The sequence below is a fragment of the Kitasatospora sp. NPDC058162 genome (assembly GCF_042884005.1).
Lineage (GTDB): Bacteria > Actinomycetota > Actinomycetes > Streptomycetales > Streptomycetaceae > Kitasatospora.
This window is the reverse complement of the sequence record NZ_JBHVUS010000053.1, coordinates 1-13865: the sequence shown is the minus strand read 5'-3', so window position 1 is coordinate 13865 and position 13865 is coordinate 1. Positions and strand designations below refer to the sequence as shown.

Sequence of the window (13865 nt, the reverse complement as noted above, 5' to 3'; positions counted from 1 at the left end):
AACCGTTCAGTTCAATGCGTCAACCAGACGGTTCAGTCTTGACTCTGAACTGAATCGTATAGTTCAGTTCTCGGCATGACGACGACTCAGCTCGCCGCGGCCCAGGCCGCCCCCGTCCGCACGACCACCACCGTCATCGATCCCGTCCACACCTTCGAGGGCGCGGGCTTCCCCGTCCGCCGCCCGTTCCCGGTGGCCGAGCTCCCGATGCTCGACCCGTTCCTGATGGTCGACCAGACCGGTCCGCTGCTGCTCGCCCCCGGCGAGGCCAAGGGCGCCCCCGCCCACCCGCACCGCGGTTTCGAGGCGGTCTCCTACCTCATCGAGGGCTCGATGGACTGGGCCGACTCGACCGGCCGGCGCGGCACCAGCGTCGCCGGCGAGGTCGAGTGGCTCACCGCCGGTGCCGGCATCGTCCACTCCAACGAGCCGACCGCCGAACTGCTCGCCCACGGCGGCCGCCAGCACATGCTCCAGATCTGGGTGAACCTGCCCGCCCGGCTGAAGGACCTCCCGGCCCGCAGCCAGAACCAGGGGCCCGACACCATCCCGGTGGTGCACACCGAGGACGGCAGCCGGGTCAAGGTGATCGCGGGCCGCAGCCACGGTGTGGCCGGACCCTTCGAGACGCACCTGCCGGTGCTGCTCGCGCACGCCGTGCTGCCCGCCGGTGGGCAGGTCGATTTCACGGTGCCGATCGGCCACAACGCCGCCGTCTACGTGCTCTCCGGCGCCGTCGAACTGCCCGACGCGCCGCTGGCGGACGGCCGGCTCGCGGTGTTGGCGCACGACGGCGAGCGGATCGCCGTCGCCGCGCCGGACGGCCCGGCCGAGGTGCTGGTCCTGGCCGGCGAACCGATCGGTGAGCCGGTCGCTCGCGGCGGCCCGTTCGTGATGAACACCGCGGCCGAGCTCCGGCAGGCCCAACTCGACTTCTCGAACGGGAAGTTCGGGAGGATCCCGGAATGAACCCGGGAGTGCTGAACACGGCGGCCGGGGCGGGCGCGCTCCCGGCGGAGCCGCCGACGGGCAGCGCCGGCCGGGGCGTACGGGGGTCGCTCCGGACTGGCCTGCTGCTCGCGGCGGTCGCCGCCCCGGGGGCCGCCGGACTCTCCAGCCCGAGTCTCGTCCTGCCCGCCGTCGCGCGGGAACTGCATACCGGCCCCGGCTCAGCCGCCTGGCTGATGAGCGGCTACGGGCTCGGCATGATGCTCGGCACCCCGCTGCTCACCGGTACCGCCGGGCGGCGCGGCCCCCGGCCGCTGCTGCTCGCCTCTGCCGGGGCGCTGCTGCTCGGCGTGCTGGTCACGCTCGGCGCCGGGGCGGCCCTCGGTCCGCTGGTCGCCGGGCGCGCCCTGCAGGCGGTCGGTGCGGCCGGGTTCAACGTGGCCGCCTTCCAGTTGGCCGCGCGCCAACCGGACGGACGCGCCTCCGGGGTCGTCGCGATCGGCAGCGCGGCGGGCGGCACCGCCGGGCTGTTCATCGGAGCGGCGGTGGCGGCCGGGCTGGGCTGGCGGGCCTGCCTGGTGCTGCCGGTGCTGACCCTGGCAGTGCTGCCGGCCGCACTGCGCGGGTGCGCCGAGCCGGACGCGGGCGCGGTGGCCGGGACCGGGACGGCGACGGTGGCCGGGACCGGTCCGGAGCCGGCGCGGGGCGCGGGTGCGGCGAGCCGCTCGCTCCTCGGCCTGGACGCCCTGGCGGTGCCGCGCTTCCGGGCCGTCGCGCTGGTGATGCTGATCCTGGCGACCGTCAACTTCGGCCTGGTCTACGGCGCACCGCGGCGGGTCGCCGCGCTGACCGGCTGGAGCGCCGTCCAGACCGGTGCGGTCGGCTCGCTCGCCACCCTGACCGGTGCGCTGCTCTCCTGGTCGCTGGTGCGTGCCGCGCCCCGACTGGGCCTGCGGCGGACCACCGGCCTGCTGCTCGGTGTCTCGTTCGCCGCGCTCCTGCTCGCGGCGGTCGGCCCCTGGGCGCCGTTGGTGCTGCTGGGCGCCGGGGCCAGCGCCTGCGTCAACGCGGGCGGCCAGGGCGTCCTGACCGGTGCCGCCGCCGAGGCCGTGGCGCCGCGGCGGCGGCCGGAGGCGATCGGGCTGTTCAACCTGGTGTTCCTGCTCGGCGCGGCGCTCGGCCCGCAGCTCGCGGCGTTCGGCGCGCGGATCGCCGGGGCGGGCCCGTAGTCCGCCTCGCCGGCGCACCGGTCGGGGCGCCTGCCGGGCGCGCCGATCTGACGCGCGGTCGGGGGCGCCGCCGGTCCGGAGGCCGGGCCTGCCGACCGAACCGTTCAGTTTCCTATACTGGCCCGTACCGTCTCCCTCCGAGCGCCCAGCACCCCCGAGGAGAACCTCCTGATGGCCGCCGACAGCCCCCAGCCGATCGACGAGTTCGGCATCCCGATCATCCCGAGCCCGGTCGACGCCGCCCAGCGGCGTCGACAGGCGATCATCGACGCGGCCCTGGTCGAGTTCCTGAAGGAGGGTTACTCCGCCGCCTCGATGGACGCCATCACGGCGCGCTCCGGTGTCTCCAAGGCGACCATCTACAAGCACTTCGGGAACAAGGAACGGCTCTTCCTCGCGGTGATCGGCGGCATACTGCCCACCACCTACGAGGACCTCAAACCGTGGAACTCCACCATCGCCGAGGCCGACGACCTGCGCTCCGCGCTGATCACGCTCACCCTCGACTGGACCCGCATCCTGCTGCGCCCCGACATCATGTCGCTGCGCCGGCTGGTGATCGGCGAGATCGACCGCTTCCCCCAGTTGGGCCAGCTCTGGTACCGGGTCAGCTACGACATGAACAACGGCCCGCTGATCGAGGCCTTCGCCGAACTGGACCGCCGCGGCGTCCTCGCCGTGGAGGACCCGGCGCTGGCCGTGCAGCAGTTGGTCGCCTGCACGGTGGGCGTGCCGCAGCTGGTGCGGACGTTCCGCCCGGAGGCGGAGCTGGACGAGGCCGAGATGCACCGGATGATCAGCTCCGGGGTCGACCTGTTCCTGGCGCGGTATGCACGGGAGCAGTGACGACGGAGGTCGTGTCCACGGCGGCCGTGGCCACGGCGACGGCGGGTTCGGCGTCCGGCCGGCGACGGCGGCGCCGCAATCCGGCCACTGCCATCAGCGCCGCCGTCCACGCGCCGGTGCAGAGCACCTGGCTGCGGCTGCCCGGGTCCACCAGCATGAACACCAGCACCCCGGCCATCGCCGCCAGCGCCAGGTAACCCAGGTACGGGAAGCCCCGCAGCGGGGTCGCCTGCCGCGGCGTGTGCTCCCGCTCCGGCCCGTGATCCTGGTCCGGTCCGTGCTGGTCCGGCCCGTCCGTGCGCTGCCGCCGGCCGTGCAGCCGCAGGTGGGAGGCGGCGATCAGGATCCAGACCACCAGGATCGCCGTCCCGATCGAGTTCAGCAGGAACGGGAAGACGGTCCGCGGCCACAACAGGCTGAGCACCACCGACGCGAAGCCGAACGCGGCCGAGGCGAGCACGGCGCGGCCGGTCCCGGCCGGGGCGTTGGCCACGTCGCCAGCGCCGTTCACGCCGGTCGAGCCGTCGCCGCCACGGAGGGCCGACCGGCCGCGGCGGGTCAGCAGCCGTGGGGCGTCGCCGCGGGCGGCGAGGGCGCGCAGCATCCGCGAGGAGCCGTAGATGTTGGCGTTCATCGCGGACAGCAGGGCCACCAGCACCACGGCGTTCATCAGCTGCTCCGCGCCCGGCACCCCGATCCGACCGATGGCCGCCGCGTACGGGCCGCCGGCGACCGCGGGGTCGTCCCACGGCACCACGGCGACGATCACCGCCATCGAGCCGATGTAGAACAGCGCCACCCGCCACAGCACCGTGCGCACCGCCCGGCGCACCGCGGCCACCGGGTCCTCGCACTCGGCGGCGGCGATCGTCACCGTCTCCAGCCCGCCGTACGCGAACACCGCCGCGATGGTGCCCACCGCGACCCCGTGCCAGCCGTGCGGCAGCAGGCCGCCGTGCGTGGTCAGGTTCGCCGCGGTCGGCGTCCGGCCGGTGAGCACGGCGGCGGCGCCGAGCAGGATGAACGCGCAGATCGAGGCCGCCTTCACCCCGGCGAACCAGAACTCCAGCTCGCCGAAGTGCCGCACACCCGCCAGGTTCGTCCCGGTGAACAGCGCCATGAACGCCGCCACCCACACCCAGGCCGGCACCTGCGGCAGCCAACCCGCCACGATCCGGGAGGCGCCGATCGCCTCCGCGGCCACGCTCACCACCAGCAGCGCCCAGTACATCCAGCCGGCCAGCAGCCCGGCCCACGGCCCCCAGGCGCGGGTGGCGTGCGCGGCGAACGACCCGGAGCCGGGGTGGGCGGCGGACATCTCGCCGAGCATCCGCATGACCAGCACCGTGAGCACCCCGGCCACCAGGTACGACAGCACGATCCCGGGCCCCGCCGCGGCGATCCCGACGCCGGAGCCGACGAACAGCCCGGCTCCGATCGCACCGCCCAGCGCGATCATGGCGATGTGGCGCTGTCTCAGCCCACGATTGACCGACCGGTCCTCAGACATCACGGCTCCCCCCGTTGTGATCCAACCGGGGGAGATCTTGGCCCGACCGCCCGTCATGATCAAGTCCTCGGGCCGGTCCGACCGCAGGGTGGACACCCGTTGACCGGAATCCGGGACGGCCGTCGGCCGGGCCGACGGGGTGGAACCCCGTCCGGCGCCAAGCGGCCGCGCGACCTCGTCGACGCCACCCGCGAGCCTCAAGCGGCCGACCCGGTCGTGCCGGAGGTCAACCGCCAGAGCCCGGCCAGCTCGTAGTAGACGCCGTTGACCACCTGTAGGAGCACCAGGGTGACCGGCCACAGCAGCGCGCCGAGGCCGGGCACCACGTCCACCGGCAGGGTGTACGCCATCACGATCCGCGCGGCGGCGTCGAGCAGCATCGCCACGCCCCAGATCGCGGTCGAGACCCGCCAGATCCGCCGGAAGGCCGGCTCGCGCTCCCACAGCACGTCCCAGGAGGTGCCGTCGGAGCGGAACCGGCCTTCCAGCAGCGGCCGGCCGCCGTGGAAGAGCAGCGGGCGCCTGGCCCTGATCGAGACCAGGAACCAGAGCCCGGCCACCCCGGTCAGCCACCCGTCCTTGGCCAGCAGGAAGCGGGGGCTGCCGCTGACCAGCGCGGCCGCGACGCCGAGCAGCATGGTCCCGGCGACGAATCCCGCCATGCCCTCCAGGCTGCGGGTGCGCAGCCACCGCACCGCTGTGGTGAGCGCCGGCAGGACGGCGCCGGCCAGCAGCGCGACGAAGACGCTGACCCCGGCGGCGCGCAGCCCGTAGTACACCCCGATCGGGACCAGGACGTCCCAGGCGACGCCGAGCAGCAGGCGCCGGCCGCTGGGCCGCGGCGGCGGCGCGGGGGCGTCGCCGCCGGCACTTCGCGTGGTGGTCACGGCATCCTCCGGGGCACGGGAAGGCCAGCGTAGTGCCGGGTCCGCGCGCCTGCCCGCTCCGCCAACTCGCTTTCGGCTGCGTGCCGTTGCCTCCGCCGCCAAGGCGGCTGGTGCTGCCACGGGGACGGACGGGTCAGCGCGGGCGGTACCGCCGGTAGCGGACGTACAGCACGATGCAGGTGATCGCGCCGACCGCGCACACCGGCAGGCTCAGCCCGACCGCCATGATCACGCCGTTGCCGACGCCCTGCACGGTGTGCTCACTGACCATGCCGTTCGCGTCGGTGGTCCTGCGGGTGGTGTCCGCGTGGCTCGCGAGGTAGGCGACCATCGAGACGCCCACCACCAGGAACGCCGCCGCCCCGGCCAGGAACCAGCCGCCCGCCCGCTCCTGCCACTCGTCCCCTTCCAGCCGCCGCGCGCGGGGACTGTGCTCCACCACCGCACGGCCCAGGCCGGAGGCCCCGGCGGCGTGCCCGTCGATGTGCAGGCGCGCGCCGCCGTCGAGGGCGAGGCGGCAGCGGTAGTCGTTGCCCAGCCGGCGGGCGAGGCCGTGGATCCTCGTGCTGCCGGGGATGGTGATCGACACGACCTGGCTCCACTCCCAGCCCACCGCGCCGCGCCGCGAGCCGTGGACGAGCCCGCGCTCGCGGACCTCGAAGTACTCTCCGGACCCGCCCCGCACCGCGCGCCACGCCTGGGTCACGGCGATGTACAGCGCACCCAGGGACAGGCCGATCACCAGGCCGATCGTCCGGCCGCCGCCCGAGCGGCCGTCGTCCGCGCTGAGCAACGCCCACAGCCCGAGCCAGCCGGTGGGCACGGCCAGCACCAGCGCCCACACGGCGTTCCGCCACCGCGCCCCGGTGTCCACCCGGTGCCTGCTGAGCACGGCACCGAACAGGTCAGTCATCTCCGCCTCGCTGATCATCCGCACAGTGAAGCACCAACACCACGTCCGCTCAAGGGCGTTCGGCCGCCCCCGCCCCCGCCGCTGTGGTGCGGGCGGGGCGACGCTAGCCGTTGGAGCGGAAGATGGGCCAGCCGACCTCGGTGACCCAGTCCTGCTCACTCGCCACGTCGAGGGGGCTGCGCAGGTAGAACTCGCGCAGCGGGCCGTCGACGCCGATCTCGTGGCGTGCGGTGTGGGTGCCCAGGTCGCCGTAGGTGAGATCGATGGTCCGGAGGGGTCCGCGGTGGACCGCGACCGCGAGTTCCGCGCCGGGCACGACCACGGCGTCGATCCGGCCGACCGGGCGGACGTCGCCGTCGACGGGGACGAACACCAGCGCCTCGCCGCGCTCGTCCTGGAGCAGCTCGCTCGCGAACAGACCGCCCATCGGGCCGGTGCGGTGCAGTCCCCGCGCGGTGGTGAAGCCGTGGAGCTCGCCGAGGGCGCCCTGCCACCAGCTCAGCACGTCCTGCCGCTCGACGACCTCGCGGATGCCGATCGCGGGCTGCGCAGGGACCGTGCGGTACTCGATGGTGGACCCGTGCGCCGGGCGGGACAGCAGCTCGCGCAGCGATTCGACGGCGCTCTGCGCCTGCGCGAGCCGGTCCTCCAGCCGTGCGAGGTGCGCGCTGATCAGCTCGTTGCGGGTGCTCACGTCCGGTGCGGCGAGCACGGCCTTCACGTCCGCGACGGGCATGTCCAGGTTGCGCAGCCGTACGATCACCTGCGCGGTCGGCACCTGGTCCAGGGAGTAGTACCGGTAGCCGGTGCCCGGGTCCACGTCGGCCGGGGCGAGCAGCCCGACGTCGTGGTAGTGCCGCAGCGTCTTGATGCTCAGATGGGTCACGCGGGAGAACGCGCTGTGCATGGCACCAGTGTCAACCCTCCCCCTGCCGGAGGGTCCAGCAGAAGATCCGCGTTTGACTCTCCCGTGGCGGTAGCGCCCAGCGTGTCCAGTGAGCACCCACTGAGCACCCCACCGGTAAGGAATCCCGCAATGAACACCACCGAACCCACCGCCCCCACCGCCCCGGCCGACGCCCTGCCCGAGGTCGTCGCCACCTTCATCGCGGCGGTCAACGCCTTCGACCTGGACGCCGTCATGGCGACCTTCTGCGACGACGCCCTGGTCAACGACGCGCGCCGGGAATTCGTCGGCACCGCATCGATCCGCGCCTGGGCGCGCCGCGACCTGGTCGACGACAAGGTCACCATGGCCGTGACGGAGGTCGCGCACCACGGCGCCCTGACCATCGTGCGAGCGCGCTACGACGGCGAGTACGACAAGACGAACCTGCCCGACGAGCTGATCCTGACCAGCTACCTCACGGTCGCCGACGGCAGGATCAGCTCCATGATCATCGTGCACAACCAGCCGGCTCCCTACTGACCACTGACCGCGAGGATTCCGATGAGCACACTGGTCACCGCCGAACTCTTCGCCCGGCCCGGACGCGGCGACGACGTCGCGCAGCTGCTGCTGGACGTCCTGGGCGAGAGCCTCCAGCACCAGGGCTGCGAGGAGATCCGCATCCTGCGCGACCAGAACGACGCCGACCACGTCACGGGCCTGACCCAGTGGACCCGGGCGCAGAACTACACCGACTACCTCGCCTGGCGCACCGCACACGGCTTCACCGCCACCTTCGAGGCCATGCTCACCCGCCCCTTGGTGCTCCACTACTACGACGAGATCTACCAGGGCTGGGGCATCGCAGCCCGCTGAGTGCCCCTGCCCTGCACCAAGCCGCCGAGGCCGGTGATCAAGGCGAATGGGCGGCGGAGGCCCGCCGCGCCGAATTCCGGGGGCGATCTACCATGAGAGACGAGGTCTGCTGTGGCCCGTACCTGCCCTCGGTGAAACGGTAGGGAGGCCGGCATGGAGTTCGGGACCGGATCCGGGGGAGGGGGCGGTGGGCGCTACCTGCCGATCGCCCAGCACGGGCTGATCGGTGATCTCCGCACTGCCGCGCTGGTCGGGACGGACGGCACCATCGACTGGTACTGCTGCCCGCGGTTCGACGCGCCCAGCGTGTTCGGGTCCATCCTGGACGCGGAGCGGGGCGGCTCGTTCGAGCTGGCCGCCGAGGTGCCGACCCGGACGCGGCAGTTCTACTTCCCCGACACGAACGTGCTGATCACGCGGTTCTACGCGGCCGACGGCGTCGCGGAGATCCAGGACTTCATGCCGGTCGTCGACGAGTCCCGGGAGGCCTCCCGGCACCGGTTGATCCGGCGGGTGTTCTGCGTGCGGGGGAGCCTGCCGTTCGCGGCGCGGATCGCCCCCCGGTTCCGGTACGGGGCCGAATCGCACACCCTGCGGGTGCGGGCCGACGAGGCGGTCTTCGAGGCACCGTCGATGTCGCTGGCGCTGACCTCGACCGCGCCGCTGGAGGCCGACGGCCCGGACGTCCGGGCGCAGTTCAAGCTGCTGGAGGGCGAGTCCGTGGTGTTCGCCCTGGACCGGATCGGCGAGGACGTGCGTCCGCGCGCCTGTCCGCACGCGGAGGCGGAGGCGCAGTTCGAGGCGACCGTCCGGTTCTGGTGTGACTGGCTGAGCCGCTCGCGCTACCGCGGCCGCTGGCGGGAGATGGTGCACCGCTCGGCGCTGGTGTTGAAGCTGCTCACCTACGCGCCGACCGGCGCGATCGTGGCCGCGCCGACCACCAGCCTGCCGGAGCGGGTCGGTGGTGAACGCAACTGGGACTACCGGTACGTGTGGGTACGCGACGCCGCGTTCTGCGTCTACGCCATGCTCCGCCTGGGCTTCACCTCCGAGGCCGAGGCGTTCATGGGCTTCCTGTCCGAGCGCGGCATCATGCGGGGCGCCGGCCCGACCGGCCCGCTGCAGATCATGTACGGCATCGACGGGCGCAAGGACCTGCCCGAGACCGAACTGGGCCACCTCGAAGGACACTTGGGATCCGCGCCGGTGCGGGTTGGGAACGCCGCCACCCATCAGCTCCAGCTCGACATCTACGGGGCGCTGATCGACTCCGTCTACCTGTACGACAAGTGGGGCAAGCCGATCAGCAGCGACCACTGGGACGAGGTCGGCGCCGTCGTGGACTGGCTCTGCGACCACTGGGACCAGCCGGACGAGGGCGTCTGGGAGACCAGGGGCGGCCGACGGGACTTCGTCTACTCGCGGCTGATGTGCTGGGTGGCGATCGAACGGGCCATCCGGATGGCCAACCGGCGCGGCCTGCCCGCAGACCTCGCCCGCTGGCAGCGGAACCGGGACATGATCTACCGGCAGATCATGCGGGAGGGCTGGTCCGCCGAACGCGGGGCGTTCGTCCAGTCCCTGGGCGCCGACGTCCTCGACGCCTCGGTGCTGATGATGCCGATGGCCAAGTTCATCTCGCCCACGGACCCCAAGTGGCTGGCGACCCTGGACGCGCTCACCCGGGACCTGGTCTCCGACTCCCTGGTCTACCGCTACGACCCGGAGGCCAGCCCGGACGGCCTGCACGGCTCCGAGGGCACCTTCTCGATCTGCTCCTTCTGGTACGTCGAGGCGCTCACCCGGGCCGGCCGCCTGGAGGAGGCCCGGCTGGCCTTCGAGAAGATGCTCACCTACGGCAACCACCTGGGCCTCTACGCCGAGGAGATCGGCCGCACCGGCGAGCAACTCGGCAACTTCCCCCAGGCGTTCACCCACCTCTCGCTGATCAGCGCGGCCTTCAACCTCGACCGCGCCCTCGGCTGAGGGGGCGGTCGAGGTGGGATCCCGGATTCCGTGCGGCGAGAAGGTTGGTGTGCAGGGCCGACGGAACCGGGTAATGTCGTTGTCATGTGATTCCAGACGCCGATTTACGAGTGAGCGCGTGATGGGCTCCTGCTGACGTCCTTCGACGTGGCCGCCCGTCCCCCACCGATGAATCCGTAGATCACTTCACCTCACTTCACCACCGGGAGAACCCACGACCGTGAGCAAGAACATCAACAACCCCGTGGGCATGGGCGGCGGCCAGCGCAAGAGGCTGTCCCGCGCCGAACGGCAGAACAACGGTCCGCACCGCAACCTCGACCGTCAGGGTGCAGCCGACCAGAAGGCGGAGCTGGTGCGCAAGATGCGCGAGAAGGCAGCAACGGCTGAGGGCGCCGAGCAGGCGGGCGGCGACACCGAACAGGGCTGACGCACCGCCGCCGCAGCGCGGCACCGCACGGGGCAGGGCTCGGACCGCGACGCGCGGTCCGAGCCCTGCTGCCGTACCGGGCGCGGCCGGTCCCGCTCAGCTCTCGGCCGACCAGCCGCGCGTGGGTGGGTCAGCCCGCTGCCCCGGCCGGCGGGCGGACGGCGACCGCGTCGATCTCGAGGAGCATCCCCGGCAGGGCGAGCGAGGCGACCCCGCTGAGCGTCTGCGCGGGCAGCCGGTCGCCCCAGGCCCCGGCCAGGGCTTTGCCGAGGACGGCCAGCTTCTCCGCGTCGTGGTCGACGATGTACGAGCCGAGCCGGACCACGTGCTCGAAGCCGAGGCCGACCCCGGCGAGCGCGGTGCGCAGGTTGGCGAGGGCAAGCTCCGTCTGGGCGGCGAAGTCGCCGGGCACGACCTGACCGTCGGCGTCGGAGGCGTACTGGCCGGCGATGAACACCGGTTCGCCGGGCGCGGAGGCGACGTGGCTGTAGCCGAACGGCGTCGGGTCGTGCAGGCCGGGCGGGTTGGTGATGGTGCGGGTGTCGGTCACGGGGTTCCTTCGCTGGTGTCGGGCCGGGCTCGGTGGCGGGCGGTCTACGGCTCGGACCGGGCGGCTTCCTCCCGGGCGTCGCGCCAACTCGGCGACTCCAGGAAGTGGTTGTCGAAGAGGTCCTGCTTGGCGAGCAGTTCCTCGACCGTCGCCTCGCCCGCGCGGATCCGCTCCAGCAGGCGGAAGTAGTCGAAGCGCTCCACCCCGGGGGTGATCACGATCAGCAGGTCCGCCCCGGAGTCCGGCGCCGCCGCGAAGGCGTGCGGCAGATGGGGCGGCACCACCACGAGGTCGCCGCTGCGGGCGGTGACCACCTCGTTCCCGACCAGCACCTGGGCCGAGCCGTCGACGACGAAGAACAGCTCCGAGGAGCCCCCGTGGTAGTGCGGGGTGGCGCCGTCCTTGCCGCGCCCCAGCGTGACGCGCAGGGTGCTCAGGGCGCCGCCGGTGGCGCTGGAGTCCGCCAGCAGCCGCCCCTTGCCGCCGAGCATTCCGACGGTCTCGGCTTCGTCGCCCCTCACCACCACGGCTTCCGGTCCGATCAACGTCATTGGTCTCTCCCCACAGTGAGCACTCCAGTAGTTCCATGGCTGATAGTACTACGTCTAACTATCTCCCATCGAATAACATGTCCCCATGGATCACGTGGACGTCATGCTCGACCAGTGGAGCCGGGAGCGCCCGGACCTCGACCTGGCGGCGGTCGGCACCGTCGGCCGCCTCGGCCGCCTCGCGCTGCTCGCGGGCCGGATCGTCGAAGAGGTGTTCAAGCAACACGGCCTCCAGCGCGGCGAGTTCGACGTTCTCGCCACCCTGCGCCGCTCCGGCTCGCCGTACGAACTGATGCCCTCCGAGCTCGCCGCGCTGCTGCTGATGTCGAGGGCCGGCATGACCAGCCGGATCGACCGGCTGGAATCGGCGGGCCTGGTGGAGCGCCGCACCGACCCGGCGGACCGGCGCAGCGTCCGCATCGCCCTCACCGCGACCGGACGCGCCCTCGTGGACGCCGCCTTCACCGACCACGCGGCCAACGAGACCGCGCTGCTCTCCGCCCTCTCGGGCGAGGAACGGGCCACCCTGGACGAGCTCCTGCGCAAACTGCTCACCGACGTCGAGGGCGCGGGGTAGCGTCGGTCCCATGATCGTATGGCTCAACGGCACCCACGGCGCGGGCAAGACGACGACCAGTGCGCTCGTGCAGCAGCTGATCCCGGATTCACGAGTGTTCGACGCCGAGAAGGTCGGCGAGACACTCATGGACATCACGCCGGGGCTGCCCAGGACGGACAACTTCCAGCACTGGCCGCCGTGGCGGCCGCTCGTGGTCGAGACCGCCCGCCGCGTACTCGACTACACCGGCGGCACTCTGGTGATGCCCATGACCGTCCTGGTCGAGGAGTACTGGCGCGAGATCAGCACGGGCCTCGCCCGATATGAGATCCCGGTGCGGCACTTCGTCCTCCACGCCGACCAGGAGACCCTCCGCGGGCGCATCGCAGGGGACACTGTTGTCGGTCCCAACTCGTGGTTCCGCCTCAAGTACCTTGAGCCCTACGCCGAGGCGGCCCGCACCTGGCTGCACGGTGAGGCCGAGGTCATCGACACCACCCACCTCACGCCCACCCAGGCCGCCCAGCAGATCGCAGAGGCCCTCGGGAGCTGAGGCCCGCCCGCCACGCGGAACAGCCCGGCGGGCTAGGGACGGGTCCGAAGGTCGGCGACCATGGTCAGGGAGTTCGCGCCCTCGCGCGGGTCGTGGACCAGGAAGCCTTCGCGCTCGTAGAGCCGCAGGGCGGGGTTGGCCCGTTCGACGCTCAGCGAGACGCGGTCGACACCGGACTCATGGGCGATCCGCAGCAGGCGCCTGAGCAGTGCGGTGCCGACGCCGCAGCCGCGCTCCGCCGGGTGGACACCGATGCTGAGCTCCGGGACGTCAGGGCCGACGAAGCCGTAGCCGGGCTCGTCCTCGGTGAAGTAGCGCAGCCATGCGGCGCCGACCGGGACCGGGTCGAAACCGTTGGCCTCCCGGGTGGCGACGGCCACCAGGCCCAGGTCGCCGCGTCGGGGCCAGCCGTCCACGTAGCGGGAGTTGCTCGGCTCGGACAGGACCGCCTCGGGCGAGAGGCCGCGGCCGGGTTCCCAGCTGACCGCGGCTACCCAAAGCTCGCGGAGCAGTTCGGCATCGCCGGTGAGCGCGAAGCGGGTGTGGATGTGTCGGGGAGTGCCCGGGGGCTCGATCGCTTGCTCCCGGCCTTCGGGCGCCAGCTGTCGCAGCTCCGCGCCGTGGAACATCCACACCCGGAAGTAGAGGTCGTGCTGGTCCTTCACGAACAGCTGGACGAACTCGGGGCACTGCCACGGGATGCGCTCGATGTGGGCCACCAGCCCGGCGAGATCCGCGTGGTTGAGCGCCCCGGCGTAGACGTCGCACTCCGGGTGCTTGCCGCCGCCCCAGAGCGAGTCGCGGCCGGTGGTCTCCCGGAGCGAGCCGACCCAGCCGGTGGCGCCGGGGTCGCCGCCGCGCTGCGGGGCGGAGGTCTGCAACCACTGGCTCAGTTCCTCGACCGCCGGGACGTCGTCCATTTCGACGGAGATCATGACGTTCGCTACGTGACTCACCCCAGTATTGAACACAATCGATGATCTTCGCGCCAATGGGTTCCTGCACGATCGAGCCGTGCGGGGGAAGTGGCTTGGGGTGGTGGGGGGTCAGTAATCCGAAGCCCTTACGGGCTCACCCCAACGGGGTGAAAATCTGGGTGGGTCCGTCCGGCTGACGTCGTATCCTCTTGGCGCTTTCC

At 72.4% G+C, this 13865-nt stretch carries 16 protein-coding genes; 9 read left to right on the top strand and 7 right to left on the bottom strand.

Annotated elements, in window-relative coordinates; all coding sequences use genetic code 11:
• Positions 1-75: 75 nt before the first annotated feature.
• The 3 genes from ACFVXG_RS43285 (at position 76) to ACFVXG_RS43275 (ending at position 3023) form a co-directional block, all read left to right on the top strand.
• Positions 76-969, top strand: coding sequence for a pirin family protein (locus tag ACFVXG_RS43285; protein ID WP_387936012.1), 894 nt, complete (start codon positions 76-78; stop codon positions 967-969).
• Positions 966-2177, top strand: coding sequence for an MFS transporter (locus ACFVXG_RS43280; RefSeq protein ID WP_387936011.1), 1212 nt, complete (start codon positions 966-968; stop codon positions 2175-2177). Before ACFVXG_RS43285 ends, ACFVXG_RS43280 begins: the two co-directional genes overlap by 4 nt.
• Before the next feature lie 171 nt (positions 2178-2348).
• Positions 2349-3023, top strand: coding sequence for a TetR/AcrR family transcriptional regulator (locus ACFVXG_RS43275; protein ID WP_387936010.1), 675 nt, complete (start codon positions 2349-2351; stop codon positions 3021-3023).
• On the opposite strand, the gene ACFVXG_RS43270 is transcribed toward ACFVXG_RS43275, so the two are convergent.
• From ACFVXG_RS43270 to ACFVXG_RS43255, 4 genes are all read right to left on the bottom strand, one after another.
• Complete coding sequence (locus ACFVXG_RS43270) at positions 2974-4533, bottom strand: amino acid permease (RefSeq protein ID WP_387936009.1); 1560 nt, start codon at positions 4531-4533, stop codon at positions 2974-2976. The genes ACFVXG_RS43275 and ACFVXG_RS43270 overlap by 50 nt on opposite strands.
• Before the next feature lie 197 nt (positions 4534-4730).
• Positions 4731-5420 (bottom strand): VC0807 family protein, encoded by a 690-nt coding sequence (locus ACFVXG_RS43265; RefSeq protein WP_387936008.1) that lies wholly within the window; start codon positions 5418-5420, stop codon positions 4731-4733.
• A gap of 133 nt (positions 5421-5553) precedes the next feature.
• Positions 5554-6333 carry a hypothetical protein gene (locus ACFVXG_RS43260; RefSeq protein ID WP_387936007.1) on the bottom strand — a complete coding sequence of 260 codons (780 nt, stop codon included), beginning with the start codon at positions 6331-6333 and terminating at the stop codon, positions 5554-5556.
• Between the two features lie 103 nt (positions 6334-6436).
• Positions 6437-7240: a MerR family transcriptional regulator gene (locus ACFVXG_RS43255; protein WP_387936006.1), complete on the bottom strand. Its 804-nt coding sequence runs from the start codon at positions 7238-7240 to the stop codon at positions 6437-6439.
• A 129-nt stretch (positions 7241-7369) separates the two neighbouring features.
• Between ACFVXG_RS43255 and ACFVXG_RS43250 the strand changes: the two genes are divergently transcribed.
• The 4 genes from ACFVXG_RS43250 to ACFVXG_RS43235 all read left to right on the top strand — a co-directional run bounded on the left by ACFVXG_RS43250 (position 7370) and on the right by ACFVXG_RS43235 (position 10514).
• Positions 7370-7762, top strand: a complete 393-nt coding sequence (locus ACFVXG_RS43250) for a nuclear transport factor 2 family protein (RefSeq protein WP_387936005.1) — start codon at positions 7370-7372, stop codon at positions 7760-7762.
• Between the two features lie 21 nt (positions 7763-7783).
• Positions 7784-8098, top strand: a complete 315-nt coding sequence (locus ACFVXG_RS43245) for a putative quinol monooxygenase (RefSeq protein WP_387936004.1) — start codon at positions 7784-7786, stop codon at positions 8096-8098.
• Between the two features lie 153 nt (positions 8099-8251).
• On the top strand, positions 8252-10084 hold the full coding sequence (locus tag ACFVXG_RS43240) for a glycoside hydrolase family 15 protein (protein ID WP_387936003.1): 1833 nt from the start codon (positions 8252-8254) through the stop codon (positions 10082-10084).
• 220 nt (positions 10085-10304) lie between these two features.
• A complete protein-coding gene (locus tag ACFVXG_RS43235) occupies positions 10305-10514 on the top strand; it encodes a DUF6243 family protein (RefSeq protein ID WP_387936002.1) in 210 nt (69 codons plus the stop codon).
• Positions 10515-10644: 130 nt separating this feature from the next.
• Here ACFVXG_RS43235 and ACFVXG_RS43230 read toward each other — a convergent pair whose 3' ends face one another.
• Entirely contained in the window at positions 10645-11064 is a 420-nt protein-coding gene (locus tag ACFVXG_RS43230) for a RidA family protein (protein WP_387936001.1), read from the bottom strand.
• 44 nt (positions 11065-11108) lie between these two features.
• Positions 11109-11615 carry a cupin domain-containing protein gene (locus ACFVXG_RS43225; protein WP_063352400.1) on the bottom strand — a complete coding sequence of 169 codons (507 nt, stop codon included), beginning with the start codon at positions 11613-11615 and terminating at the stop codon, positions 11109-11111.
• Between the two features lie 85 nt (positions 11616-11700).
• Here ACFVXG_RS43225 and ACFVXG_RS43220 point away from each other — a divergent pair, with 85 nt between their 5' ends.
• Both ACFVXG_RS43220 and ACFVXG_RS43215 read left to right on the top strand, forming a co-directional pair.
• Complete coding sequence (locus tag ACFVXG_RS43220; RefSeq protein WP_387936000.1) at positions 11701-12192, top strand: MarR family winged helix-turn-helix transcriptional regulator; 492 nt, start codon at positions 11701-11703, stop codon at positions 12190-12192.
• A gap of 10 nt (positions 12193-12202) precedes the next feature.
• The gene (locus tag ACFVXG_RS43215) at positions 12203-12727 is read left to right on the top strand and encodes an AAA family ATPase (protein WP_387935999.1); all 525 of its coding nucleotides are present in this window, start codon (positions 12203-12205) and stop codon (positions 12725-12727) included.
• A 32-nt stretch (positions 12728-12759) separates the two neighbouring features.
• Here ACFVXG_RS43215 and ACFVXG_RS43210 read toward each other — a convergent pair whose 3' ends face one another.
• Positions 12760-13683 (bottom strand): GNAT family N-acetyltransferase, encoded by a 924-nt coding sequence (locus tag ACFVXG_RS43210; protein ID WP_387935998.1) that lies wholly within the window; start codon positions 13681-13683, stop codon positions 12760-12762.
• Between the last annotated feature and the right edge of the window lie 182 nt (positions 13684-13865).

Bases quoted from the DNA above. Each gene is read 5' to 3' on its own strand.
- ACFVXG_RS43255 (WP_387936006.1), bottom strand. From the start codon at position 7,240: ATGCACAGCGCGTTCTCCCGCGTGACCCATCTGAGCATCAAGACGCTG.
- ACFVXG_RS43280 (WP_387936011.1), top strand. From the start codon at position 966: ATGAACCCGGGAGTGCTGAACACGGCGGCCGGGGCGGGCGCGCTCCCG.
- ACFVXG_RS43270 (WP_387936009.1), bottom strand. From the start codon at position 4,533: ATGTCTGAGGACCGGTCGGTCAATCGTGGGCTGAGACAGCGCCACATC.
- ACFVXG_RS43215 (WP_387935999.1), top strand. From the start codon at position 12,203: ATGATCGTATGGCTCAACGGCACCCACGGCGCGGGCAAGACGACGACC.
- ACFVXG_RS43275 (WP_387936010.1), top strand. From the start codon at position 2,349: ATGGCCGCCGACAGCCCCCAGCCGATCGACGAGTTCGGCATCCCGATC.
- ACFVXG_RS43225 (WP_063352400.1), bottom strand. From the start codon at position 11,615: ATGACGTTGATCGGACCGGAAGCCGTGGTGGTGAGGGGCGACGAAGCC.
- ACFVXG_RS43240 (WP_387936003.1), top strand. From the start codon at position 8,252: ATGGAGTTCGGGACCGGATCCGGGGGAGGGGGCGGTGGGCGCTACCTG.
- ACFVXG_RS43220 (WP_387936000.1), top strand. From the start codon at position 11,701: ATGGATCACGTGGACGTCATGCTCGACCAGTGGAGCCGGGAGCGCCCG.
- ACFVXG_RS43285 (WP_387936012.1), top strand. From the start codon at position 76: ATGACGACGACTCAGCTCGCCGCGGCCCAGGCCGCCCCCGTCCGCACG.
- ACFVXG_RS43250 (WP_387936005.1), top strand. From the start codon at position 7,370: ATGAACACCACCGAACCCACCGCCCCCACCGCCCCGGCCGACGCCCTG.
- ACFVXG_RS43245 (WP_387936004.1), top strand. From the start codon at position 7,784: ATGAGCACACTGGTCACCGCCGAACTCTTCGCCCGGCCCGGACGCGGC.
- ACFVXG_RS43260 (WP_387936007.1), bottom strand. From the start codon at position 6,333: ATGACTGACCTGTTCGGTGCCGTGCTCAGCAGGCACCGGGTGGACACC.